The sequence below is a fragment of the Serratia sp. LSHTC3 genome (assembly GCF_057197125.1).
The window spans coordinates 679,842-703,642 of record NZ_JBXUNP010000002.1 but is presented as its reverse complement, the minus strand read 5'-3'; the positions used below and the strand labels follow the sequence as shown (position 1 = coordinate 703,642).

Below are 23,801 nucleotides of genomic sequence, written 5' to 3'. Positions count from 1 at the left end.
AGGCAATGTTGACAATGACCCTGGGAAAATGACATTTACGCTGAAAAACCTCACCCTGGCGCTGGCCGCCGCCGGCACGCTGCTGCTGACCGCCTGCGGCCCGACCGCACAGGACGATCACCACATCAAGGTCGGCATCAGCGCCGGTATCGATCAGTCGCTGTGGGCGGTGGTGCAAAAGGTCGCCAAGCAGAAATACGATCTGGACGTGGAGGTGGTGACCTTCAACGACTACGTGCTGCCGAACGAAGCGCTGAACAACGGCGATCTGGACGTCAACGCCTTCCAGCACAAACCGTATCTGGACAAGCAGATGCAGGAGCGCGGCTACAAGCTGGCGGCGGTGGGCAACACCTTCGTCTACCCGATCGCCGGCTATTCGAAGAAGATAACCGCACTCAGCCAGCTGCCGGACGGCGCGCAGGTGGCGGTGCCGAACGATCCCACCAACCTGGGCCGCTCGCTGTTGCTGTTGCAAAAACAGGGGCTGATTACCCTGAAAGACGGCGTCGGCCTGCTGCCGACCGCGCTGGATATCGTCAGCAACCCGAAAAAGCTGAAGATCGTCGAGATTGAAGCGCCGCAGCTGCCGCGCGCGCTGGACGACCAACAGGTGACGCTGGCGATCATCAACACCAACTATTCCAGCCAGATTGGCCTGTCGCCGGCCAAGGACGGGCTGTTTGTCGAAGACAAAAACTCGCCTTACGTCAACATTTTCGCCAGCCGCATCGACAACAAAGACAGCGAGAAAGTGAAGGATCTGGTCAAGGCCTATCAGACCGACGAAGTGGCGGCCAGCGCCGCCGAAATCTACAAGGGCGACGCCGTCAAAGGCTGGTAACGCTCTCCCGTATGCCCGTGGCGCCAGGCCACGGGCCATGCCAACCTCAGCCGCGCTGAATGGACACGCCGCCGTCCACCAGCATCGCGGTGCCGGTGACAAATGAGGAAGCGTCAGACGCCAAATACAGCGCCGCCTGCGCGATCTCCTCCGGCATCGCCAGCCGCTTCAGCGCGTGCAGGTCGGCCACCTGCGCCAAGGCTTCCGGGGTATTGCTCATCTGCCGCCCCATCGCCGTATCGGTGCCTCCCGGCAGCAGCGCGTTCACCCGAATGCCGCGCCCGCCAAACTCCACCGCCAGCGCCTGCGTCAGGCCGATCAGCCCCGATTTGCCGGCCGCATAGGCCGCCGTGCCGGGAAACGCCGCCGTGTGGCCGACGAACGTGGAGGTGAAGATCACCGAGCCCGCGCCGCGCGCCAGCATGGCGGGAATTTGATGCCTGGCGCCGTAATAGGCGCTGGACAGGTTAGTTTCCAGCACCTCGCGCCATTCTGACGCGCTGAGCGCCAGCGACGGCCCCAGCGGCCCCAACGTGCCGGCGTTGTTGAAGGCGATATCCAGGCCGCCGAATTCGTCGACCGCCGTCGCCGTCAGCCGTTCGGCGAAGGCTTCATCGCGCACGTCACCCGCCACCGCCAATGCCCGGCCGCCCTCGCGCCGAATGTCCTCCACCAGCTCGGCCAACAGCGGCGCGCGCCGGGCGCCCAACACCAGCGCCGCCCCCTGCCGGGCGAACAGCAGCGCTGCCGCTTTGCCGATCCCTGAACTGGCGCCGCCGATCACCGCCACCTTGCCGTTTAATGCGTTCATCGCTCATCCTCACGCTGTTTAAAGATCCTCAGTGTGAGGCAAGGTTCGACGCCGCGCTGGCCGCAAGCGGACATGCAATTGGCGCAATAAAAAAGGCGCTGCAAGCAGCGCCCCGGCAACGCGGATCCGACGGCGAACTCACGGTTTGGCCGCGTATTTCTCCTGATTGGCCGGCGTCACCAGCTCGAATGGGATCCAGTAATACGGCTCAAGCTTTTCGCCGTTGATCATGCGCTGCGCCACCTCGACCGAGGCCTTGCCCTGGCCGATCGCGTCCTGGAACACCGTGACCTGCATCTTGCCGGAGGCCAGCGCCTTGAGGCCGTCCGGCGTGGCGTCGATGCCGCCGATCAGCACTTTCTTGTCCGCCTTGCCCGCCTGCTGCAGCGCCATGATCGCGCCGATCGCCATCTCGTCGTTGTTGGCGGCGACGATGTCGATCGCTTCGCCGTTGGTCAGCCAGTTCATCATCAGATCCATGCCTTCACTGCGTGAATAGTTGGCGCTCTGCTTCTGCACCACCTTCATGTTCGGGTATTTGGCCACCACCTGCTCCACGTCTTTGGTGCGCTGCAGCGCGCCGGCGTCGGTCAGGTTGCCGATCATCACCGCCACGTTGCCCTGATAGTTGGCCAGCCGCGCCAACTCTTCCATTTGCAACGTGCCGGACTCCCGCTCATCGGAGCCGACGAACACCACGCCCTGAGGCAGTTTGGCGTCGCCCGGCGTGCGGTTCACGTACACCAGCGGCACGCCGGCGGCCTGCACCATTTTGGTCATTACCGGCGTGCTGGCCGAGTTGACCGGATCGACGATAATCGCGTCCACCCCGGCGCTGATAAAACTCTGCACCTGGTCGGTCTGGCGGCCGACGTCGCCGCGCGCGTCCTCGAACTGCACGGTAATACCGCGCGCCTTGGCCTCCTTGTCGATCGCCTGGCGGATAATGGTGAGGAAGTTCTGGTCGAAATAGGCCATCGATACGCCGATGGTTTGCGCCCATGCCGGGGTGGACGCACACAGCGCCACCGCCAGCCACAGCCCTTTCAGGTAATTCATGATGTGCCCCCCGGTAAAAAAACACCGCCGGCCAACCCTGGCGCCGGCGGCAATTCACGGCAATCAGTGTTTCTTGCGGTTGCGACGCATGTCGATCGACACGGCGGCGACGATAATCACGCCTTTGATGATGTCCTGAATGTAAGAATCGACGCCGATAAAGGTGAAGCCGCTTTTGATAAGGCCGAGGATCACCGCGCCGATCAGCGTGCCGGTGATGCGCCCGACGCCGCCCATCAGGCTGCTGCCGCCGATCACCGCCGCGGCGATGGCGTCCAGCTCGTACGACATCCCCATGCTCGACTGGCCGCTGCTGACGCGCGCCGCCAGCACCACGCCCGCCAGTCCCGCCAACCCGCCGGCGATGGTGTAAACCGTCACCAGATATTTGTTGACGTTGATGCCGGACACCCGCGCCGAGGTCATGTTGCCGCCGATGGCGTAGATGTATTTGCCGTAGCGGGTGTGTTTGAGCGCGATATGGAAGATCACCGCAATCACCAGGAAGATGATCACCGGCATCGCGCCCTGACCGATTGACGTGAAGCCGTCCGACAGGAAGCTGACCGGGTTACCCTTGGTGTAGTACTGCGCCAGACCGCGCGCCGATACCATCATCCCCAGCGTGGCGATGAACGGCGGAATGCCGGTGCGGGTGATCAGGAAGCCGTTGATAAAGCCGCAGACAATGCCCACCCCAATCCCCGCGCCGATCGGGATCGCCGCCGGCAGATCGAGCAGCCCCGGGTACATCGGCGAAATGCTGTCCGAGGTCTGCGCCAGGCTGGCCGCCACCACCGCAGTCAGCGCAATCAGCGAACCGGAGGAGAGATCGATGCCGGTGGTGATGATCACCTGGGTGACGCCCACCGCGATGATGCCGATGATCGCCACCTGCAGCACGATCAGCAGCAGGCGGTTCGGGTTCAGCAGAAACGACTGATCGCGCATGTACCAGCCGAGGATTTCGAAGACCAGCGCGATGCCGAGCATCACGATGAAGATGCCGGTATCCTTCGGCATTTTGCCGCTCAGCCCGGAGAACAGCGTTCCCTTGCTCGTTGAATCGGCGGAGAGCGGCTTCTCAATCTTTACGTTACTCATGATGTTCACCCTTCGTTATTCTGAGGCCAGCGCCAGGATCTTTTCCTGGTCCGCGTCGTCTTTGTCCAAAATGCCGGTGATGCGGCCGCCGTGCATCACCATCACCCGATCGCTCATGCCGAGGATCTCCGGCAGCTCGGAGGAGACCAGAATGATGGCGACGCCGCGGTTGGCCAGCTCGCTGATCAGGCGGTAGATTTCCGCTTTGGCTCCCACGTCGATGCCGCGCGTCGGTTCGTCGAGGATCAGGATTTTCGGCTGCGCCAGCAGCCAGCGCGCAATCAGCACCTTCTGTTGGTTGCCGCCGCTGAGGTTATTGATGATCTGATCCATGGTCGGCGTTTTGATGTTGAGCTTTTTGATCTGATCCATGCAGTCTTTAGCCATCTGCACGTGGCTGACGAAACCGTTCTTGCCGATGTATTCCGACAGGTTGACGATGCTCATGTTCTCGACCACCGACAGCACCAAAAACAGGCCGGATTTTTTGCGGTCTTCGGTGAGGAAGGCCAACCCGCTCTCGATCGCCTTCGCCGGGGAATCGACCTTCACCGCCTGGCCCTCGATAAAGATCTCGCCGCCGTCCGCCGGGTGCATGCCGAACAGGCTTTCCATCACTTCGCTGCGCCCGGCGCCCACCAGCCCGGCGACGCCGAGGATCTCGCCGCGTTTGACGCTGAACGACACGTCGTGGAACCAGCCGCTGCGGCGCAGCCCCGCCACCCGCAGCACTTCCTCGCCGATATTGTTGTTGAATTTGGGGAACATCTGCGTCAGTTCACGCCCCACCATCATGGTGATCAGCGACTGTTTGGTCAGATTTTCGGTCTTGTCGCAGGCGATGAAAGTGCCGTCGCGGAAAATGCTCACTTCGTCGGTGATGGCGAAGATCTCGTCCATCTTGTGGCTGATATAGATGATGCCTTTGCCCTGCTCGCGCAGTTCGCGGATGATGGCGAACAGGTGCACCACTTCACCTTCGGTCAGCGCCGAGGTCGGTTCGTCCATGATCAATACGTCGGCGTTGTAGGACACCGCCTTGGCGATCTCCACCATCTGCTGGTTGGCGATGCTCAGTTCGCCCACCAGCGTGTCCGGCTGCAGTTTGATGTTCAGCCGCGCCAGCAGCTCGCGGGTGTTCTCGTTCAGCTGCTCGTGGTTGACGAACCCCAACCGCGCCGGCTCGCGCCCCAGCCAGATGTTTTCCGCTACCGTCATATAAGGCACCAGGTTCAGCTCCTGGTGGATCATGGAAATGCCCGAATGCAGCGCCTGCAGCGTGTCGCTGAAGGTGACCGGCCGGCCTTTGATTTTTATCGAGCCTTCATCCGGGTGGTAGATGCCGATCAGGCATTTCATCAGCGTCGATTTGCCTGCGCCGTTTTCCCCCATCAGCGCGTGCACGCTGCCGGGTTTGATTTTAATCGAGACCTTATCCAGCGCTTTGACGCCGGGGAACTGCTTGCTGATGCCTTCGGCCTCAAGAACATAAGGGTACATACCGCTTACCTCCGCACTGACCCACGTTTTCCGCCGCGCTCGCCCCACACCGGCGCCCGCGGCGGGCTTCAAGGCTTATTTCTTGTTTTTATCGGCGAATTGCTGGTAATTGGCCTGGGTGATCAGCTGGTAAGGGATCAGCACGTTGCTCTCCACTTTCTCGCCTTTCACCAGTTGAACGGCGGTCTGCACCGCACCCTCGCCCTGGCCTTTGGCGTCCTGGAACACGCTCAGCGCCAGATCGCCTTTTCTGATGAATTCCAGCGCATCGGGCGTGCCATCCACGCCGGCCACCCGCACGCCGGACTTTTTAGCCTGCTTGAGCGCCAGGATAGCGCCGATGGCCATTTCGTCGTTGTTGGAAGCGATAGCGTCGATCTGCTGGCCGGTCAGCACCCAGTCAGTGGTGATATCCACCGCATCTTTACGCGTCCACTTGGCGGTTTGCTTATCGACAATCTTGATACCGGGATAGTTGGCCGCCACCTCTTCCACGCCGCGGGTGCGGTCGCGGGTCGATTCATTCGACAGTTCCCCCATCAGGATCATCACGTTGCCCTTGCCGTTCATCAGCTTGGCCAACGCTTCCATCTGCAGTTTGCCGGCCAGCTTGGAATCGGAGCCGACGTAGGCCATGCCGGCCGGGAGCGTCACTTCCGGCTTGCGGTTGACGAACACCAGCGGGATCTTGGCGTTCTCGGCCAGTTTGATCATCGGCTTGACGCCCTGGGTATCCACCGGGTTGAGGATGATGGCGTCGACGCCCTGGCTGACGAAGTTTTCGATTTGTTGAATTTGCTGCGCGATGTCGCCCTTGGCGTCTTCGAACTGGCCGCTGACGTTGCCGTCGGCCTTCATTTTGCTTTGCATCGACTGGCGCAGAATGGTGAGGAAGTTGTCATCGAAGTAAGCCATGGAAACGCCGATCTTGATGTCTTTCGCCAACACGCTGGCCGGCAGCATGCACATCAGTACCGAGGCGGCGATCAATTTCTTCAGCTTCATGTTCGTTACCCTTTAATCGTTAGAATGAAGAGGTCTGTTGGTTGACAGCTAATGAAAAATATTTTTTACATTCAAACAACAATACGGTCGGTGTTATCCCTTTGATACGGCGAAATTACCGCGTTATCGCCGTATTAAGGCCGTGAACAAAATGGTGATCGATATCTCAAAACAGATTAAAAACAATCAATTGAAATAAACCCCTGGTGGAGCAAGTCGCGTCCTCGCCGCTTTTTTAAATGTTTATTTCATAATTTAGACTATTGAAACTTTTTAACCCAAACAAGCGAAACATGCGTTTTGGAATGGCTTATTAACAAAAACATGACACGGATCTAACAAATGAAATGAAAGCCGCCCGCGAGCGTTCCCCTTTCGTGCGCAGGCAAAAACTGCGAGCGGGCGCGCAGTTTGCGGTTTCCGCGTTTCCCGACCATCCTTACTCGGCAATAATGGACATATCCCTATCTCAGGAGGACCTGACATGCAGCTCAGCAGTAAGGTGCGGATGAACCGCCTGTTCAACAACGGCAAGTGCCTGGATGTGGCGATCGATCACGGCATCGCCAACGAACCGGATTTTTTAATCGGGCTGGAAGATATCGAACGGGTGATGGGCAACCTGATCGCCGCGCGCCCCGACGCGATTCAGGTCAACTACGGGCAGGCGGATCTGCTGCAGCGCGCGCCACAGCGCGAAAAACCGGCGCTGGTGATGCGCACCGACGTCGGCAACGCCTATAACGCCGCACGCCACCGCGAAATGTGGGCGGTGCTGCACAACCCGGAAGCGCCGATCCTGGCCGCGCTGCAAATGGACGCCGCCGCGGTGGTGGTCAACCTCTATATGATCCCGGATGAACCCGGCATTTTCCGCCAGTGCGTAGAAAACATCGGCCGCCTGCGCCACGCCTGCGATCGCTACGCCATGCCGCTGATGATCGAACCGCTGGTGATGGCCCCGGCCGGCCAGGGCGCCGCCTACGGATCGCTGGGTGACGTGGAGAAAATCGTGCCGCTGGTGCGGCTGGCGCGCGAGCTGGGCGCCGACATCATCAAGGCCGATCCGACCGATCGGGTGGAAGATTTCCACCGCGTGGTGGAAGCGGCGCGCTGCCCGACGCTGGTGCGCGGCGGCGGCAAGGGAGAGCTGGGCCCGGTGCTGGAGAAATCCGCCGCGCTGATGGCCCAGGGCGCCTCCGGCATGGTCTATGGCCGCAACGTCTATCAACACAGCAACCCGTCGCAGGTGGTGCGCGCCCTGATGGCGATCATCCATCAGGGCGCCAGCGGCCAACAGGCGCTGGAGATCTACCACCAGCAGTAACCCGCTTTTGTAACTAAAATAACCCCTCCGCACCCCGGCAGCGTGCTATAACCTGCTGCCGGTAACTGCAGCTTGCCGCATTCCTCGCTAGAATACGCCGTGATATCGCCATTCGGAGAACCGCCATGCCAAAACAACGGGTGCCGCTCAAGCTGAGCACCTCCATCACGCTGATGGTGTCCGCCATCATCGCTTCGGTGCTGCTGGTGGTGTTCGCGCTGTTTTTCGTGCAGATGAGCCGCGAGGGGCAAGATCAGCTGCAGCAAAAAGCCATCGCCGTCGCCAACACGCTGGCGCTCTCCAACACCGTGATCGACGGCCTGCAGCGGCGCGATCACAGCGGCGCCATTCAGCGCTTCGCCGAGCAGGTGCGCCATCAAAACGAGCTGCTGTTCGTGGTGGTGGTGGATATGCAGGGCATCCGCTATTCGCACCCTAAACCCTGGCTGATCGGCAAGCATTTTATCGGCGACGATTTGGCGCCCGCGCTGCAAGGCAACGTCAACAGCGCCATCAACCGCGGCACGCTGGCTCCGGCGCTGCGGGTGTTCGTGCCGGTGTATGACGATCAGAAAAAACAAATCGGCGTGGTGGCGCTCGGCATCGCGCTGGACACCGTGCAGCGGGTGGTGGCGGAAAGCCGATGGATCATCTATTGGACCATCGCCTTCGCCGCCCTGGTCGGCAGCCTGGGCACCTTTTTCCTGGTCTCTGCGCTCAAACGCATCATGCTGGGTTTCGAGCCTTACGAAATCTCCAACCTGTTCGAACAGCGCAACGCCATGCTGCAATCGATTAAAGAAGGCGTGATCGCGGTCGATAATGAATCCCGCATCACCATCGTCAATGACGAAGCCAAGCGCCTGCTGCGCCAGAGCGGGCCGGTGGAAAACCTGCTGCTGGAAGCCGCCAGCAAACATTGGCCGGCGCAGCTGCATCTGGCGGAGGTGCTGGCCAGCGGCGAACCGCTGCGCGATCGGCAGATCAGCTTCAACGGCAGCGAACTGCTGACCAATACCGTGCCGGTGATCGTCAACGGCCAGGTGACCGGCGCCATCGCCACCTTCCGCGACAAGACCGAGATCAGCCGCCTGCTGCAGCGGCTGAGCGGCATGGCGCACTACGCCGACGCCCTGCGGGTGCAGTCGCACGAATTTATGAACAAGCTGCATGTGATACTCGGCATGCTGCATATGAAGGCCTATCAGCAGTTGGAAAACTACATCATCAACACCGCCAGCAACTACCAGGAAGAGATCGGCGCGCTGCTGCGCAAGATCCATTCGCCGGAGGTGGCGGGCTTCTTCATCGGCAAGATCAGCCGCGCCCACGAGGCCGGCATCGAACTGACCATCGAGGAAAACAGCCTGCTGCCGGAAACCGACGATGCGGAAACCACCCACGTGCTGATCAGCGTGCTCGGCAACCTGATCGAAAACGCCATCGACGCCATCGACGGCGTTGAGGGCCACGAGATCGGCCTGAGCTTCCATCATCACGACGATCAATTACACTGTATCGTCAGCGACGACGGCCCCGGCATAAATCCGGCGATCGGCGCGCGCATCTTCGAACACGGATTTTCCACCAAGGGAACGGGACGCGGCATCGGCCTGGCGCTGATCCGCAGCCATCTGGAGAAACTGGGCGGCAGCATCGATTTCGAATCCGAACCGGGCGAGCTGACCCAATTTTTCGTGCACCTTCCCTATCAGGCCAAGAGCAGAGCCCATGATTAACGTACTGATTGTCGACGACGACCCGATGGTGGCGGAGCTGAATAAATACTACCTGAGCCAGGTCGGCGGTTTTCACTGCCAGGCGACGGTCGCGACCCTGAGCCAGGCGCGTGCCCTGCTGGCCGACGCCAGCGTCAGCATCGATCTGGTGTTGCTGGATATTTACATGCAGCAGGAGAACGGGCTGGATCTGCTGCCCGGCCTGCGCGAACTCGGCGAAAAGACCGATGTGATCATCATCTCCTCCGCCAGCGACGTGAACACGGTGCAAAAAGCGCTGCACTACGGCGTGGTGGATTATCTGATCAAGCCGTTCCAGTTCAGCCGCTTCAAGGAGGCGCTGAGCCACTACCGGCAACAGTCACAGCTCTTGGCGCAACGCGAGTTTTCGCAGGCCGACGTCGACAGCCTGTTGCGCCGCCAGCCCGGCGGCCAGGAGAGCAAAAAGCTGCCGAAGGGCCTGACCAGCATCACCCTGAGCACGGTGTGCGAGTGGATCGAACAGCAGCACGACAGCGAATTCTCTACCGACAATCTGGCCAACGCCATTGGCATTTCGCGGGTGTCCTGCCGCAAGTACCTCATCTATCTGGCGGAAAGCGGCATCCTCGGCACCCGTATTCTGTACGGCGCCACCGGCCGGCCGGTCTATCTGTATCAGCTGAAACCGGACGCTATCGCCATGCTGAAAGAGCATTGCCGCCCGGCCTAAACGACGTCGGGCGCAGAAAGCGCCCGGACGTTAAAGGTTAGAAGTTGTGCATGTAACACTTCGCCTCGGGATGAGGATCTTTCGAGTGTCTGCGCAGGCAGCGCTGCTTTTTCTGCTGCTGTTCCAGGTTCCGCTGCTGCCGCTCGGCGGTCTCAGCGGCTTCGCGCTGCTGTTCGCGTGCAATCGCCTGCTCGTTGGCCAGCGTCAGGTTATCGACATTCCACACCTTGTGGCGCAATGCGTCGCGCTTTTTCTGGTACTCCTCGGTGACCTTACTGTCCTTCGGCGCCGCCGCATGGTATTCCAGATCCACCCGCGCCTGCGCGAAGCTGGAACAACACAAGGCCACGCCGGCCAACACGATCCTTTTCATCAATGACTCCTTTTACATTACATCGCTAGACTCTGCGTACACGCCGGCTCAGCAACCGTTCGGCGATGCCGTCGGCTTTTCCTCTGAACGGGAGACGCGCTGCCCGCCGGTGACGGGCGCTTTGCCGGGCTCGATAGCGCACTCCGCCAACCGCGCCAGCTCTTCCGCATCGCGCTCTGTCGGCGGCGCTTCCTCGCTCATTTCCTGACGCAGATCCTGCGCCAGCGCTTTCAGGCGCTTTTGAAACAGCACCGGCGACACTCCTTCGCACGGCCTGTCGTAGCGCGCTGCGCCGGCGCTTTGGCTTAGCGGCGGCAACAGCAAGAGAAAGATCGCGGCCATGTTCTTCGTCATGGGCAACTCCTTTGATTACGCCGAAATAAACCGGCGGTTCCCTATAAGGAAAACGAATTGTCTGCTAACGCAATGAATGGTCAAGCCACGGCAGAATAACGCAGGAAAGGTAAACCCTCCGACAATATCGGCAGAATGCGCGCATTAATTTGGCTGAATATATTTAGCGGTTTAACGATCGAATATTTTCGCCCCATCTAACGTGCCGCCAATACCGATATTACCTTCATGCAATACCGACGAGGCAGACTCACCCGCCATGATGCGTTGCCGCTGTTCCCGCGTGGCCGGCTGAGGCTGAGACCAGTCCGGGGACGTCGACGTTGGCTGGATCGCGCTGCAGCCGCCCAACAAAAACAACGATACCGTGGCACAATAACGCCATGTCATGGTTTTCTCCTTAAAGGAAATAAAATACCCGCAGCCGGCGGCAAGGGTAAATAAAAAATGACTTTCTTTAGTTTAATAACCGCCGTTATTTCACCATCCGACTGCCGATGTTAACCACCCGGTTCCTCTCTTAACCCGAAATAAACATTTTCGCTTAGCCACCCGATAATTCGCAGGCAATAAAAAAGGCCGGGCTAACCCGACCTTGTTTGACCGCTCGACGCGCTTAGACCAGCTCGATCACATCGAAATTGGCTTCGCCGCTCAGATCGGCGTCGTAGTCAACGCCCTGCAGACCGAAGCCGAACAGGCGCAGGAATTCCGCCTTGTAGCCCTGGTAATCCGTCAGTTCGTTGATGTTACTGTCGTTCAGCTGCTGCCAGATTTTACGGCAGGTTTCCTGCACTTCGTCACGCAGTTCCCAGTCATCCAGGCGCAGACGGTGTTTCTCGTCGGTATCCGGCGCCGCACCGCTGTACAGCTTGGTGGCGAACAGACGCTGGATCTGCTCGATGCAGCCTTCGTGAATGCCCTGCTCCTTCATGATTTTGAACACGATAGAGATATACAACGGCATCACCGGAATGGCGGAGGAAGCCTGAGTCACTACCGACTTGAGCACCGCAACGTAAGCCGCGCCGCCTTTGGCCTGCAGCTTCTGGTTGATGGCGTGCGCTGCGCGATCCAGATCTTCTTTCGCCTTGCCCAGCGTACCGTGCCAGTAAATTGGCCAGGTCAGATCGGTACCGATGTAGGAGTAAGCGACCGACTGCGCGTTATCCGCCAGCACGCCCGCTTCGTCCAGCGCGTCCATCCACAGCTGCCAGTCCTGGCCGCCCATCACCTTCACGGTGTCGGCGATTTCTTGCTCGTTGGCCGGCTCGACCACGGCTTCAACCAGCACGTCTTTGTTGGTGTCCAGCGCGACGGATTTGTATGGCTCGCCGATCGGCTTCAGTGCGGAACGCACCACTTCGCCGGTTTCCGGCATCTTACGCACCGGCGAAGCCAGCGAGTAAACCACCAGGTCAACCTGACCCAGGTCTTTTTTGATCAGATCGATCACGGTCTGACGGCACTCGTTGGAAAATGCGTCGCCGTTGATGCTTTTCGCGTACAGGCCTTCTTCTTTAGCTGCCTTGTCGAAACCGGCGGAGTTGTACCAACCGGCGGAACCGGTTTTGCCTTCGCTGCCAGGCTTCTCGAAAAATACGCCGATGGTGGCCGCACCGCTGCCGAAAGCGGCATTGATGCGCGAGGCCAGACCGTAACCGGTGGATGCACCAATGACCAGCACCTTTTTAGGCCCGTTTTTCAGTTCGCCGCGTGACTTAACGTAGGCGATTTGCTCACGGACGTTGGCTTCACAGCCTGCCGGGTGAGCGGTGGTGCAGATAAAACCACGAATTTTAGGTTTGATAATCATAGTAATTTTTTCTTGGTAGCTAAAAACCGAAGGACAATATACCTGATTTTCTCGATATACTTAAGAAAGTGCGAAAACAAGCGCAGTGAACAGACCAGTCGGGGCCGCCCCCCCGCGCCAGTGAAGGAGCCGTACCGGGTGAATGCCATTCCCAAAATACATGCCGATGAGGCCGAGATTTCCCTCCCCCATGTCCGAGCCATGCTCGCCGAACAATTCCCGGCCTGGGCGGCGTTGCCCATCGAACTCGTCACCACCGGCGGTACCGACAACGTGATGCTGCGGCTAGGCGACGAGCTGTTGATTCGTCTGCCGCGTACCGCCTCGGCGGCCGAAGCGCTGGCGCGCGAGAACCGCTACCCCGCGTTGCTGGCACCTCATCTGCCAGTGACGATTTCCGCGCCCTTGGCCCAGGGTAAGCCGAACGTCCACTATCCTTTCGCTTGGAGCATCGGCCGCTGGATCACCGGCCGCACGCCCACCTGCGGCGAGTGCAGCCCGCTGCTGGCGACGCAATTGGGTGAGTTCGTGCGCGCACTCCACGCCATCCCAACCGCAGGCTACGCGATCAGCGCTTATCGCGGCGGCCCGGTCAGCGCCAGAGATGCCCTCACTCGCGAATCTATTGCCCAGTGCGCCCCTCACCTCGACGCTGCCGCCCTACTGCAAGCATGGGACAACGTGAGCCAGGTGAGTGAAAACACCAGCGGCGCATGCTGGCTGCATACGGACATTCAACCCGGCAATGTGCTGATCGACAACGGTGAGTTGGCGGCGGTGATCGACTGGGGCGGTATCGCCATCGGCGATCCTGCGGTCGATATGATAGTTGCCTGGAACCTGATGGGAGCGGAAGCCCGCGAACATTTCCGCCAGGCGGTGAAAGTGGACGATGAGACCTGGCGGCGCGGCCGCGCCTGGGCGCTGTCGATTGGCGTTATCGCTTACATCTACTATGTCGATAAGGAGCCTTCACTCACGCGCACATCACGCTACCAGCTGGAGCAGGTCGCGGCGGAGATGGGGTTGACGCTATAAAACAGCAGGCCGGGCGCACTTCGCCCGGCCTGATAATCATTACGCCTTGTTCTTTTCCAGCTGCTCAATCAGCGTGTAACGCAGCGATGAGGCGTCGGCCGGTACGTTCTCCACCGGGGTGACGCGCACTTTCAGCCGATACTGATAGCCCGGTTCGAAGGTGAAACCCTCGATGCCGGTATAGAACAACTCCCACGGCTGCTGCGCGAAGCGGCGCACCTGCATGCACTTCATCGGGCCGACGCCCACGCAGTCCACCAGCGCGCTGTTCACCAGCAACACTTCCGTTTGGCCGCCTTTCTCGTTTCCGGGCTGATTCATCGAGGTTCCCTCCTGGCTGCAGCCGGCCAGCGCGGCCAACGCAACAAATAACAACGCTTTAATTTTCAATGTACTGCACCAATAGTCATCCAGGGGGCGCCATGCTAACAAATTAACCGACCCAAGAGAACAGATAGCGCTACGGTTCCACACGCCCCAAATATCATTCCTCTGTGCTCTATCAGTCTGGAAAATATCGCAAAATAAACCCCCTGTTCTTATCCGAACCGGTAATTACCCCCGCTATTTTTTCTGTTAAAAACAGCAGGCTTGCGCAAGCTTTACTGAATCTAACTGAATCGATAAAGAGGGAATTTTATGCAAGAGATCGATGCCAAACACTTTCACCTGATCGCCGGCGCCGGTAACTTTGGCGACAACCGCAGCAGCAATGGCCGCGTCAACAACAACGGCGGCAACAAGAACGGGGGCGGGTCATCCAATCAGGGATTCTACGGCAAGCACACCTCGCCGGATTGCGTTAACGGCGTGATCACCGGCTCTCTGGGCGGCCTTGGCGGCCTGGCGGTGGGCGCGCTCAACGGCGGCTGCTTCAAGGAAGGCAGCAAAGGCGGCGGCAACGTCGGCATGGGGAAAGGCGGCAACAAAAACAGCGGCAGCAGCTGCAATAACAATAGCAGTAAAGGCGGCAATACCTGTTCGCGCTAAGCGGTTTTAATTAATCAAAGCTCCGGCTGAGCCTCTCCGTTCGGTCGGCGCTTTCCGTATTTTTGGTGATAACCATGTTTAAACTGTTTCGTACCTTATGCCTGCTGCTCGGCTTCTGGATCGCCACCCTGCTGCTCAGCGGCGCGGGGGTCTCCTTTACCCACGGCTACGCCGCGCCTAAAAATCTGTCGCATTTCGTCGTCTCGCTGGTGGTGGTTGGCGCCATCCTGCTGTGGACCCATAAATTGCTGCGGTTCTTTTTTGCCGAGAAATTTGAGAAGAAACCGCGTTAAGCCGTGTTCTCGTTGGGGGCGCCGCCCGCAACGATAAAACCGGCATCGCGAATCGCCGCCTTAACCTGCCTGGCGTCCATCACGGCCGTTTTCACATAGCCAAAAAAGGCCACCCGTGCGCCGGGCAAACGGACTGGCGTCGCCAGTTGGGCCATAAGCTCACGATTGCGCTGCGCCATCAGCTCGGCGCGCGCCTGCCAAAAGGCGGCCGGTTCGGAGGGGGCTTCAGTGGCGGTTTCGAACTGAGACGCCAACTCGCTTAGCGCCTCCCACTCCGCCAACAGGGCGGCAACCACTTCAGGATTAGCCACCTGCCCCCAGTCAGAGGGTAAGGCCCCCTCACGCCACGCATTGAGATAGCCGGGTAGCGCCCTCTTCAACTGATTCAGCCGATCGTTCAACGCAGGTTTCCTTTTACAACGCCTAATGCCTTGATATTCTGCATAATGCCACTCTCGTTAAACCGATAATGGGAACAATGAACGGAGCTTATCAGCGCCATAAATGACGTAATGACTTTTGGTGCGGCTAAATTAGCGATAGGTGCGGTGGGTGTGTGGAGCCGGAGATCGGGCTGAGGTGTTACGACTGGAAAGAGAAACCAGAAATTTATTGGCGTCTTAAGTGGAATTTCCTTATAAATCAATCACACAAAAAAAGACCGAATACGATTCCTATATTCGGTCTAGGGAAATGGCTCTTGGGAGAGAGCCGTGCGCTAAAAGTTGGCATTTAATGCAGGGCTTGTTCAGCCGTGCACTTTAAGAGTAGCCTACCGCGCCAGTTTTGCCAGCCGCCCGGCGGCCGCGTGATAGTTTCGTGACGAAATAACTATGCGGCAAATGCGCATCAATCCGCGCACCTTGGACAAGACGTTGGCAAACAAGCGGTTAGTCAGCGCACAGCTTCTCGGCGCGCTCGATGAACGGCGCCATGCTCATTTTTTTCCCCGGTTCGGCAGGGTCGTCCAGCAGGATCACCTCCAGCGGCTGCGCACGCTGATGGCCCTTCTTCACCTGTTGCTCCGCCGCGTCGTTGAGCGGGTATTGCATCAGGGTGCTGTTATTCAGCACGAACAGCGCGCCGCCGCTGCGGCACTGCAGCGTCACCTCTTCCTTGGTGAACGCCCACTGTTTGCCGTACTCCAGTTTGGTGATGTTCACCAGTTTGTCTGCCGCCAGCGCGCCGGTCGCGGTTGCCAGCAGCGTAATGCCGAGTAATACCGATTTCATGTGATGGCCTTAAGGTTGCTATTCGCGCCGATTTTCCCGCAGCTTGGCCGGTTGCGGCAAGCTGAAATGTCATACCGGCGCATAGGTTGCAAATAAACTGACCAGCAGCAGCACCGCCATCCCCAGCCCGACTTCGAGCCAGCAGGCCAGCACCACACCGCGCTGCGCCAGCGCCGGTACGCGGCTCATCGCCGGCACGATGGCGTAGCGATTGGCCAGCGCCACCATCACCATCAGCGCCACCAGCGCGGTTTTGATCAGCAGCAGGCGCTGATAAGGCGAGCCGAGGTTGAGCGGCCAACCGCCGAGAATGATCAGGCTGTTGACGATGCCGGTGACGATCACCGCCGCCACCGCCAGGTGCCCCCAGCGCGAGAAACGGATCAGCGTGGTGATGGCGTCGCTGCGCCACTGCGGCGGCGACAGGTAACGCAGGCAAACCAGCAGCGGCGCCAGGCTGCCGAACCAGTAACCGGCGGCCAGCAGGTGCACCGCATGGTTGGCGCGGTGCAGCGCGCCCAACGCGCCTTCATGCATCGCCGCGTGGCCGATGAACGCCAGGCTCACCAGCAGCAGCGCCGAGCACAGCGCCAACGCCTGTACGCGCGGCCGTTCCGGCAGCAGCAGGCCCAGGATCGCCAGCAGCGTCAGGCCCAGATGCCAGCGCCACACTTCGCCGAAGGTGGTGCCGAGCACCGCCCACCAGACCTCCAGCCGCCAGGCGTCTTGCCAACCGTCGCCCATCTGCCCGGCCTGGATGGCCAGCAGCGCCACGGCGGAAAGCCCGGCTACCCAGGTGCCGGCAAGCAGCAGCGGACGCACATCGCGGGAGAGGATCGGGGAGAGGCGCTGCGGTGACAATAAGGCGGTGAACAGACTGATGCCGAACATCAGCATCACCGCCGCAAAGTGCACCAAGCGACACAGAACGAACAGGGTCGCCAGAGTCACGATCAGTTTACGGTGAAGCTGTACTGACCTTTGGTTTTATGCCCGTCGACCGACACCACATGCCAGCTGACGTTGTATTTGCCCGCGCTCAGCTCGCCTTCAATCGGCACGTTGACCTGGGTGTTGTTGTTCGGATCGAGCTGCAGCTTGCCGGTTTTCACCACGGCGTTGTCCGGGCCGGTGATTTTCACGCCGCTGAAGTTTGGTTCGATGCCTTCGGAGAAGCTGAGGGTCAGCGCCTTCGGCGCCGGGCTGACGCTGGCGTCGGCCTTCGGCGTTTCCACTTTCAGGTGGGCGTGCGCCAGCGCTTGCTGCGAAGACAGGCCAACGAACAGAACGAAAACGGTGGAAAGCAGGCGACAAGAGGAACGAATTTTACCGATCACAGTGGTATCCCTTAACAATATAAAGAGGGTCATAAGGGTTAAGGCCACAGCCAAGGCGATGTATCAGCGGCCCCAACCCACCGCAATGATTGCGCCACGGGTAAACAGAAAAACGGGTTGTATCGGCTAACCCGCTGTTTTGACTCTACCATCCCTGTAGCGTATCGCGGTAAATCATAACGACCACGCCGCGGCAAGTCGAGCGCATCACTGGCATTTTGCGATCCGGCAGCACGTATCGCCGCATAACCGCGATAAACGCAGGGTAAAAAAAACCGCGCGTCAGGCTCGCCCGCGCGCGGTTTTTCGATGCTCTGGTGCAGATCAGGCCTGGTCGTTGCCGCCCTGGCCCATCGCGCCCATTTTCTTCAGATCTTTGTCGATGAAGAACAGACCCTTGCCGCTGGTGCCCACCAGCGCCAGCTTGTCCAGCACGGATTTGAACAGTTTCTCTTCTTCATGCTGCTCCGCCACGTACCACTGCAGGAAGTTGAAGGTGGAGTAATCGTGTGCGGTCATGGCGGCGTGCGCCAGTTCGTTGATCTGACGAGTGATCAGCTGTTCGTGTTCGTAGGTCTGCTGGAACACGTCCGCCAGCGACTCAAACGCCACCGGCGGCGCGGCGATGGTGCCCAGCAGCGGCAGAGAGCCGGTGTCGCTCAGATAGTCGAACAAACGTTGCATATGCTGCATCTCTTCCTGAGAATGCTCTTTAAGAAATGCGGCGGCGCCTTCAAAGCCTTTATCGCTGCACCATGCGCTCATCTGCAGATACAGGTTGGCGGAGTAGAACTCCAGATTCAGTTGCTCATTCAGCTTTTGAGTCATTTCTTGCGTCAGCATAATGATTCCTTTTATTTTGCAGGTCATGAATTTAATTTCCGCGCATTATGCCTTGCTGCCGTAAAAATAAAAACACATTATTCACACCAAGCAAACATTAATTATAAAAATCATAAATATCAATAAATTAAAATATCAACCCCACGTTGAGAATTCACATGATAATTATTTTCATCTTTTATTTTAATCAAAAAGCGAATCATTCTTATTTAAAAGAATAAATAGATTGCATTACTCTCGGATAAATATCGCTCCCGGCAACGGCGTAATGGGCTTGCCAAGCGCCGCCGGGTGGATTACCTTCTGCGCAGATTCAATGCGGCAAAGTAAGTAAGGAGCATAGCGTGGGTTACAATCTGGCCGAGCTGTCCAAAGAGGAAATGGACAGGGTGAATGTGGATCTCGCCGCCTCAGGCGTGGCGTACAAAGAGCGCTACAACATGCCGGTGATCCCGGAAGTGGTGGAGCGCGAGCAACCGGAAGCGCTGCGCGACTATTTTCGCGAGCGCGTGGCGCACTACCGCGCGGAATCCCACAAGTTTTCGCGCCTGCCGTACGAGCCGAAGGCTAAATAGAAAAACCCGCCGTTACGGCGGGTTTTTTGCGTCACTTGCCGGCAAACCGGTCGGTGGCGATCATCAGCTGGTGCAAAATGCCCGGCTCATCATACGAATGCCCCGCCCCTTCCACGATATGCAGCTCCGCCTCCGGCCAGGCCTTGGCCAGGTCCCAGGCATTCTGCACCTGGCAGGCCATGTCATAGCGGCCGTGGACGATCACCGCCGGAATATGGCGGATCAGCGGCACGTTGCGCAGCAGTTGGTCGTCGCTCTCCAGGAAGCCCAGATGGGTGAAGTAGTGGTTTTCAATGCGGGCGAACGCCAGCGCGAAATCATCCTCGCCGAACGAAGCGGATTCGCGGCTCGGCAGCAGCGTGACCGTCTCCCCTTCCCACACGCTCCACAGCTTGGCCGCTTCGAGCTGCACCTGCGGATCGGTCGAGGTCAGCCGCTGCCGGTAGGCGGCGATCACGTCTTTGCGCTCGTCATCCGAGAGGATGGACAGCACGCGCTCCCATTTATCCGGGAAGAAGCGCGAAGCGCCGTCCTGGTAATACCAATGCAGCTCCTGCTTGCGCAGGGTGAAGATGCCGCGCAGCACCATTTCACTGACGCGTTCCGGGTGGGTCTGCGCATAGGCAAGCGCCAGCGTCGATCCCCAGGAACCACCGAACACCAACCATTGTTCGACGCCGGCCATTTCCCGCAGCCGCTCAATATCGGCCACCAAATGCCAGGTGGTGTTGTTGTCCAGGCTGGCGTGCGGACGGGAACGGCCGCAGCCGCGCTGATCGAACAACAACACCTTATAGCGTTCGGGATCGAACAGCTGGCGATGGTGCGGAGAGATGCCGCCGCCCGGCCCGCCGTGAATGAAAACCGCCGGCTTACCGTTCGGGTTACCGCTCAGCTCCCAGTAGATCCGGTGGCCATCCCCAGTGTCCAGCCAACCGCTGTCGTATGCCGCTAACGGCGGGTACAAACCTCGTAATTGTTCCATGGCGCTTTCCGTCTCTCTGTGAGTCATGCTTTCATCAAAGCGGAAGCCGCCCGGCAGGTCAACGGTAAAACCTGAAAACTCAAACGCGCGCCGGGAACTCGGCGCGCGTTTGCTCAAAATCACAACGACCTGCTTGCAAAACGCCCACAGGCCCGATCAGTTCAGGTGCGCAATCGCACTGATCTCCACCAATTGCTCGGGCGAAGCCAGCCCGGTGACGCCGATCAGCGAACCGGCGGGCCGGTGATCGCCGACATAGCGTTTGAACAACGCAACGCAGGGTTCAAAATGCGCCTGTACATCGGTCAGATAGATCTCCACATACGCCAGGTTCGAACGTTCGGCGCCGAATCCCGCCAATACCCGATCCAGATTGTCCAACGTCTGTTGGGTTTGCCGTTCGATATCGCCCGGGCCGACAAACTCCCCCTGCATATCATGGGAAAACTGCCCCGAGATGTAGAGGGTATCCTTGACGCGATAGCCTTGGGACACGCCATTCTCCTCTTCCCAAATGACCCCGTGCTGGTAGTGCGTGATGCCATTTTTCATGCTGTTTCTCCAACCGTTTATCGTTTCCATGGCGACTATAATCGTTTGATTGGCGAATGGATGTCGTCACTGAAACGACGTTAACGATGCATTTAATATATTGAATATGTTAAATTAATTATCTTATCATCGAATCTCGGGGGGCGGCATGTTGCGGGCGAATCTCAATGACATTCAGGTTTTCATGGCCGTCGTCGACGCCGGCAGTTTTGTCGCCGGCGGACAGACGATGGGGCTGTCGCGCTCGGCGGCGGGCAAAGCCATCGCGCGTCTGGAGCAGCGGCTGAGCGTGCGGCTGTTGCATCGCACCACGCGTTCGCTTGGCCTGACCGACGAGGGGCGAGAGTTTTATCGACGTGGCCTGCAGATCCTCGCTTCGGTCGACGACGCCGAGGCCAGCGTGGCCGGCGACAAAGGCACCGCACGCGGGGTGCTACGGTTGACCGCTCCCGCCGCCTTCGGCAGACGGATCCTGTTGCCGCTGGTGCCGAAATTTCTCGTCGCCTGGCCTGAGGTGCAGGTGGAGATCAGTTTTTCCGATCGCCTGGCGGATATCGTGGAAGAAGGATTTGATTTAGCGGTGCGGATCGGCGTCACGGCGCCGGATACCCGGCTGGTGTCCAGAACCCTCGCCAGGTATCGCGCCCTGCTGTGCGCCTCCCCCGCCTACCTCGCCGCCCGTGGCGAACCACTTACCGTCGAGTCGCTCGCCGGGCATGAGGCTCTGCTGTTCAGCAGCTGCAACCAAAAACAGCCCTGGCGGCTGCGCGACGAGCGCGGCGAATGGGTCAAGGCCCCGGTGCGCGGCCGCCTGCGGCTAGACAGTGGGGAAGCGTTACGCGACGCCGCTCTGTCCGGGTTGGGCATCGCGTATCTGCCGGAGTTTATGATTGCGGAGGACCTGGCCGCCGGCCGTCTGCAGCAGGTGTTGCGCGCCGTGGCGGGTGAAGAAGTCAGGATTGTGGCGCTCTATCCGAATAAACGCCTGCTGGAACCTCGCGTCAGGCGCTTTCTCGATCTGTTGGTGGATACGCTCGGCGGCTGAGACCTTACCCGCCTTTACGCATATGCGGCTCACGCATCTCCTGCGCGGTTTTCGCCTCAATGCTCAGTTCCGCCGTCGGGCGCAGCAGCAGGCGCGCCAGCCCGATGGGTTCGCCGGTTTCCCGGCAGTAGCCGTATTCGCCGTTCTGCAAGCGCGCCAGCGCCGCATCGATTTTCGGCAGCAGGCGGCTTTCGCGATCCAACTGGCGGAACAGCAAGCGCAAATCCTCTTCGCGCGCCGCCTTGTCGGCCTCATCGCCCGTCGCTTCGCCGCCATCGATCTCTTTTTTCAGCTCATCGATGTGCAGCAGCAGCTTTTGCCGCTCATCCTGCAGCAGCTGACGGAAAAACGCCCGTTGAACCGAGTTCATATAATCAGAATCCGGCATGGCCAGCAGTTGCTGCGCATCCGGTAATGCCATCACAGTCATTGCGTTCTCCGAATATTGAAAGTGTAATATTATAACATAATAATTATTTTTATCACCCGGTCATCCAAAAACAAAATTTCACGTGTAAACAGCCGGTTAAGTGCAATTCGCACTTTGTCGCTTGCATCCTGCCGGCTTTAGGCGGTTAATGGCTGAGCAAGCCACCCAATCATAGGTAACGAGAGGCCATCATGAGTAAGGGAATGGATAGCAAAAAAAATGCGAAGAAGAAGCCGTTGAAAACCCCAGCAGAGAAACGTGCGGAGAAACGCGCCAAAAAAGCGCATCCGTCTGGTGAGTAAGCGTCCTTCCATCCGTCATTAAACCCGCCAAGGCGGGTTTTTTATTGCCTCACAGGAGAGATGGCCGATGTCCTGCTTCACCCTCGCCGCCGCCCAATACCCCGCCGCTGCGGCCGATATCGCCTGTAACCTTGAACGCCACCTTGAATTTGTCGCGCAGGCAGCCCAACAGCAGGTGCAGCTGCTGGTGTTTCCCGAACTGTCGCTCAGCGGCTATGAACTGGCTGATGCTGCCGAACTGGCGCTGACGCTGGGCGATCCGCGTCTGCAACCGCTCGCTGCGGCGGCGCAATCGCATCAGATGACGATCATCGTCGGCGCGCCCTTACGCAGCGGCCAGGCGCTGCATATCGCCGCCTTGATCTTTCACCCCAATGGCGCATTGACGCCCTATACCAAGCAGCATCTGCACGGCGCGGAACGGCAACGGTTCTTGCCCGGCGATGGCGGCTCGCTGCTGGAAATACATCGGCAACGCATCGCGCTGGCTATCTGTGCCGATACTTCGGAGCCCGGCCACGCAAGCGCCGCCGCGCTAGCGGGCGCGCAGATTTATGCTGCCGGCGTGCTGGTATCTGAAGCCGGTTACGCGAAAGACAGCGCCGCGCTGGCAGGCTATGCCCGGCGTTACGGCATGCTCACGCTGATGGCCAACCATGCGGCGCCGACCGGCGGCTGGATCCCGGCAGGCCGCAGCGCCATCTGGGATGAAACGGGAGCGCTTTTGGTTGCCGCGCCGGATGACGCTCCTGGGCTGATCATCGCCGGCAAGACTTTCGACGGTTGGCACGGCCGCCTGTGCCGGTTAAGCTGAAGCCTGACGGCAACGCGGAGGAAAGCATGACGTTACGCGTAACAGATACCGAGACCTGCGGGCTGGACGGCGGCGTGGTGGAAGTGGCCTCCCTCGATCTGCTCGACGGCCAGTTAACCAATCCGATGAGCGACCTGGTCAGCCCGGATCGCCCCATCAGCCTCGACGCGATGGCGATTCATCACATCACCGAACAGATGGTGGAAGGCAAACCGCGCATCGCGGTGGCGATCGGCCGCTATCAGGGCAGCCCCTACTATGTGGCGCACAACGCCGCCTTTGATCGCGGGGTGTTGCCGGAGATGAACGGCGCCTGGATCTGCACCCTCAAGCTGGCGCGCACGCTGTATCCGGACATCAAGTACGGCAACCAGTATCTGCGCTACGCGCTGAACCTGGACGTGCAGCTGCCGGCAGACTCCACGCTGTACCCGCACCGCGCGCTGTACGACTGCTACGTCACCGCCGCGCTGCTGCAACGCATCATCAAGGATTCGGGCTGGACGCCGGAGCAAATGGTGCAGATCACCGAACAGCCGGTGCTGCTGAAGAAGTTCAAATTCGGCAAGTATCGCGGGCAGGAAATCGATCGCATCGCCCAGGAAGATCCCGGCTATCTGCGCTGGATGCTGAAATCCATCGACGATCTGAGCCCGGACATGAAACACACGCTGAAATACTATCTGATTGGCTAGCACAGCGGGCGGCGCAGGCCGCCCGC

General features: G+C 59.4%; 29 protein-coding genes. 11 read left to right on the top strand and 18 right to left on the bottom strand.

Annotation, left to right across the window (positions count from 1 at the left end):
- Positions 1-28 precede the first annotated feature (28 nt).
- A complete protein-coding gene (gene metQ, locus AC2CGI_RS10630) occupies positions 29-844 on the top strand; it encodes a methionine ABC transporter substrate-binding lipoprotein MetQ (RefSeq protein ID WP_015377546.1) in 816 nt (271 codons plus the stop codon).
- A 46-nt stretch (positions 845-890) separates the two neighbouring features.
- Here the strand turns inward: metQ and AC2CGI_RS10625 are convergent, their stop codons facing one another.
- The 5 genes from AC2CGI_RS10625 to AC2CGI_RS10605 all read right to left on the bottom strand — a co-directional run bounded on the left by AC2CGI_RS10625 (position 891) and on the right by AC2CGI_RS10605 (position 6,323).
- A complete protein-coding gene (locus AC2CGI_RS10625) occupies positions 891-1,655 on the bottom strand; it encodes an SDR family oxidoreductase (RefSeq protein ID WP_004940984.1) in 765 nt (254 codons plus the stop codon).
- A 138-nt stretch (positions 1,656-1,793) separates the two neighbouring features.
- On the bottom strand, positions 1,794-2,714 hold the full coding sequence (locus tag AC2CGI_RS10620) for a sugar ABC transporter substrate-binding protein (RefSeq protein WP_004940980.1): 921 nt from the start codon (positions 2,712-2,714) through the stop codon (positions 1,794-1,796).
- 63 nt (positions 2,715-2,777) lie between these two features.
- Positions 2,778-3,818 (bottom strand): ABC transporter permease, encoded by a 1,041-nt coding sequence (locus AC2CGI_RS10615; protein ID WP_004940978.1) that lies wholly within the window; start codon positions 3,816-3,818, stop codon positions 2,778-2,780.
- Between the two features lie 15 nt (positions 3,819-3,833).
- The gene (locus AC2CGI_RS10610) at positions 3,834-5,318 is read right to left on the bottom strand and encodes a sugar ABC transporter ATP-binding protein (RefSeq protein ID WP_004940975.1); all 1,485 of its coding nucleotides are present in this window, start codon (positions 5,316-5,318) and stop codon (positions 3,834-3,836) included.
- A 75-nt stretch (positions 5,319-5,393) separates the two neighbouring features.
- Positions 5,394-6,323, bottom strand: coding sequence for a sugar ABC transporter substrate-binding protein (locus AC2CGI_RS10605; RefSeq protein ID WP_015377544.1), 930 nt, complete (start codon positions 6,321-6,323; stop codon positions 5,394-5,396).
- Positions 6,324-6,807: 484 nt separating this feature from the next.
- Between AC2CGI_RS10605 and AC2CGI_RS10600 the strand changes: the two genes are divergently transcribed.
- From AC2CGI_RS10600 to dcuR, 3 genes are all read left to right on the top strand, one after another.
- Complete coding sequence (locus tag AC2CGI_RS10600; protein WP_015377543.1) at positions 6,808-7,650, top strand: class I fructose-bisphosphate aldolase; 843 nt, start codon at positions 6,808-6,810, stop codon at positions 7,648-7,650.
- A 125-nt stretch (positions 7,651-7,775) separates the two neighbouring features.
- Positions 7,776-9,389 (top strand): sensor histidine kinase, encoded by a 1,614-nt coding sequence (locus AC2CGI_RS10595; RefSeq protein ID WP_076740328.1) that lies wholly within the window; start codon positions 7,776-7,778, stop codon positions 9,387-9,389.
- Positions 9,382-10,101 (top strand): two-component system response regulator DcuR, encoded by a 720-nt coding sequence (dcuR, locus tag AC2CGI_RS10590; RefSeq protein WP_004940959.1) that lies wholly within the window; start codon positions 9,382-9,384, stop codon positions 10,099-10,101. Before AC2CGI_RS10595 ends, dcuR begins: the two co-directional genes overlap by 8 nt.
- 37 nt (positions 10,102-10,138) lie before the next feature.
- Here dcuR and AC2CGI_RS10585 read toward each other — a convergent pair whose 3' ends face one another.
- The 4 genes from AC2CGI_RS10585 to fabV form a co-directional block, all read right to left on the bottom strand.
- Positions 10,139-10,474: a hypothetical protein gene (locus AC2CGI_RS10585; protein ID WP_004940957.1), complete on the bottom strand. Its 336-nt coding sequence runs from the start codon at positions 10,472-10,474 to the stop codon at positions 10,139-10,141.
- Between the two features lie 48 nt (positions 10,475-10,522).
- On the bottom strand, positions 10,523-10,828 hold the full coding sequence (locus AC2CGI_RS10580) for a hypothetical protein (RefSeq protein WP_004940954.1): 306 nt from the start codon (positions 10,826-10,828) through the stop codon (positions 10,523-10,525).
- 171 nt (positions 10,829-10,999) lie between these two features.
- The gene (locus AC2CGI_RS10575) at positions 11,000-11,218 is read right to left on the bottom strand and encodes a hypothetical protein (protein ID WP_021504846.1); all 219 of its coding nucleotides are present in this window, start codon (positions 11,216-11,218) and stop codon (positions 11,000-11,002) included.
- A gap of 226 nt (positions 11,219-11,444) precedes the next feature.
- Positions 11,445-12,644 (bottom strand): enoyl-ACP reductase FabV, encoded by a 1,200-nt coding sequence (gene fabV / locus AC2CGI_RS10570; protein WP_021504847.1) that lies wholly within the window; start codon positions 12,642-12,644, stop codon positions 11,445-11,447.
- 201 nt (positions 12,645-12,845) lie between these two features.
- Between fabV and AC2CGI_RS10565 the strand changes: the two genes are divergently transcribed.
- Positions 12,846-13,682 carry an aminoglycoside phosphotransferase family protein gene (locus AC2CGI_RS10565; RefSeq protein ID WP_076740329.1) on the top strand — a complete coding sequence of 279 codons (837 nt, stop codon included), beginning with the start codon at positions 12,846-12,848 and terminating at the stop codon, positions 13,680-13,682.
- Positions 13,683-13,721: 39 nt separating this feature from the next.
- On the opposite strand, the gene AC2CGI_RS10560 is transcribed toward AC2CGI_RS10565, so the two are convergent.
- Positions 13,722-14,072, bottom strand: a complete 351-nt coding sequence (locus AC2CGI_RS10560) for a DUF4377 domain-containing protein (RefSeq protein ID WP_076740330.1) — start codon at positions 14,070-14,072, stop codon at positions 13,722-13,724.
- A 249-nt stretch (positions 14,073-14,321) separates the two neighbouring features.
- On the opposite strand from AC2CGI_RS10560, the gene AC2CGI_RS10555 reads away from it, so the two are divergent.
- Both AC2CGI_RS10555 and AC2CGI_RS10550 read left to right on the top strand, forming a co-directional pair.
- On the top strand, positions 14,322-14,672 hold the full coding sequence (locus tag AC2CGI_RS10555; RefSeq protein WP_004940946.1) for a hypothetical protein: 351 nt from the start codon (positions 14,322-14,324) through the stop codon (positions 14,670-14,672).
- Between the two features lie 74 nt (positions 14,673-14,746).
- Positions 14,747-14,965, top strand: a complete 219-nt coding sequence (locus AC2CGI_RS10550; protein WP_004940942.1) for a hypothetical protein — start codon at positions 14,747-14,749, stop codon at positions 14,963-14,965.
- Here the strand turns inward: AC2CGI_RS10550 and AC2CGI_RS10545 are convergent.
- From AC2CGI_RS10545 to ftnA, 5 genes are all read right to left on the bottom strand, one after another.
- A complete protein-coding gene (locus tag AC2CGI_RS10545; protein ID WP_015377537.1) occupies positions 14,962-15,366 on the bottom strand; it encodes a hypothetical protein in 405 nt (134 codons plus the stop codon). The genes AC2CGI_RS10550 and AC2CGI_RS10545 overlap by 4 nt on opposite strands.
- A gap of 489 nt (positions 15,367-15,855) precedes the next feature.
- Positions 15,856-16,197 carry a YebY family protein gene (locus AC2CGI_RS10540; protein ID WP_004940890.1) on the bottom strand — a complete coding sequence of 114 codons (342 nt, stop codon included), beginning with the start codon at positions 16,195-16,197 and terminating at the stop codon, positions 15,856-15,858.
- A 69-nt stretch (positions 16,198-16,266) separates the two neighbouring features.
- Entirely contained in the window at positions 16,267-17,148 is an 882-nt protein-coding gene (gene copD, locus AC2CGI_RS10535) for a copper homeostasis membrane protein CopD (protein ID WP_031300111.1), read from the bottom strand.
- Between the two features lie 2 nt (positions 17,149-17,150).
- Positions 17,151-17,567: a CopC domain-containing protein YobA gene (yobA, locus tag AC2CGI_RS10530; RefSeq protein WP_046686875.1), complete on the bottom strand. Its 417-nt coding sequence runs from the start codon at positions 17,565-17,567 to the stop codon at positions 17,151-17,153.
- Between the two features lie 291 nt (positions 17,568-17,858).
- The gene (ftnA, locus tag AC2CGI_RS10525; protein WP_015377481.1) at positions 17,859-18,377 is read right to left on the bottom strand and encodes a non-heme ferritin; all 519 of its coding nucleotides are present in this window, start codon (positions 18,375-18,377) and stop codon (positions 17,859-17,861) included.
- A 344-nt stretch (positions 18,378-18,721) separates the two neighbouring features.
- Here ftnA and AC2CGI_RS10520 point away from each other — a divergent pair, with 344 nt between their 5' ends.
- Complete coding sequence (locus tag AC2CGI_RS10520; RefSeq protein WP_016928156.1) at positions 18,722-18,952, top strand: DNA polymerase III subunit theta; 231 nt, start codon at positions 18,722-18,724, stop codon at positions 18,950-18,952.
- Between the two features lie 31 nt (positions 18,953-18,983).
- On the opposite strand, the gene pip is transcribed toward AC2CGI_RS10520, so the two are convergent.
- Positions 18,984-19,937, bottom strand: coding sequence for a prolyl aminopeptidase (gene pip, locus AC2CGI_RS10515; RefSeq protein ID WP_025159932.1), 954 nt, complete (start codon positions 19,935-19,937; stop codon positions 18,984-18,986).
- Positions 19,938-20,093: 156 nt separating this feature from the next.
- Complete coding sequence (locus tag AC2CGI_RS10510) at positions 20,094-20,489, bottom strand: RidA family protein (protein WP_076740331.1); 396 nt, start codon at positions 20,487-20,489, stop codon at positions 20,094-20,096.
- 148 nt (positions 20,490-20,637) lie between these two features.
- On the opposite strand from AC2CGI_RS10510, the gene AC2CGI_RS10505 reads away from it, so the two are divergent.
- A complete protein-coding gene (locus AC2CGI_RS10505; RefSeq protein ID WP_076740332.1) occupies positions 20,638-21,534 on the top strand; it encodes a LysR family transcriptional regulator in 897 nt (298 codons plus the stop codon).
- Positions 21,535-21,538: 4 nt separating this feature from the next.
- On the opposite strand, the gene dksA is transcribed toward AC2CGI_RS10505, so the two are convergent.
- On the bottom strand, positions 21,539-21,964 hold the full coding sequence (gene dksA / locus AC2CGI_RS10500; protein ID WP_004928840.1) for an RNA polymerase-binding protein DksA: 426 nt from the start codon (positions 21,962-21,964) through the stop codon (positions 21,539-21,541).
- Positions 21,965-22,333: 369 nt separating this feature from the next.
- Here dksA and AC2CGI_RS10495 point away from each other — a divergent pair, with 369 nt between their 5' ends.
- Both AC2CGI_RS10495 and exoX read left to right on the top strand, forming a co-directional pair.
- Complete coding sequence (locus tag AC2CGI_RS10495; protein WP_076740333.1) at positions 22,334-23,080, top strand: carbon-nitrogen hydrolase family protein; 747 nt, start codon at positions 22,334-22,336, stop codon at positions 23,078-23,080.
- Positions 23,081-23,106: 26 nt separating this feature from the next.
- Entirely contained in the window at positions 23,107-23,775 is a 669-nt protein-coding gene (exoX, locus tag AC2CGI_RS10490) for an exodeoxyribonuclease X (protein WP_076740539.1), read from the top strand.
- Positions 23,776-23,801 lie beyond the last annotated feature (26 nt).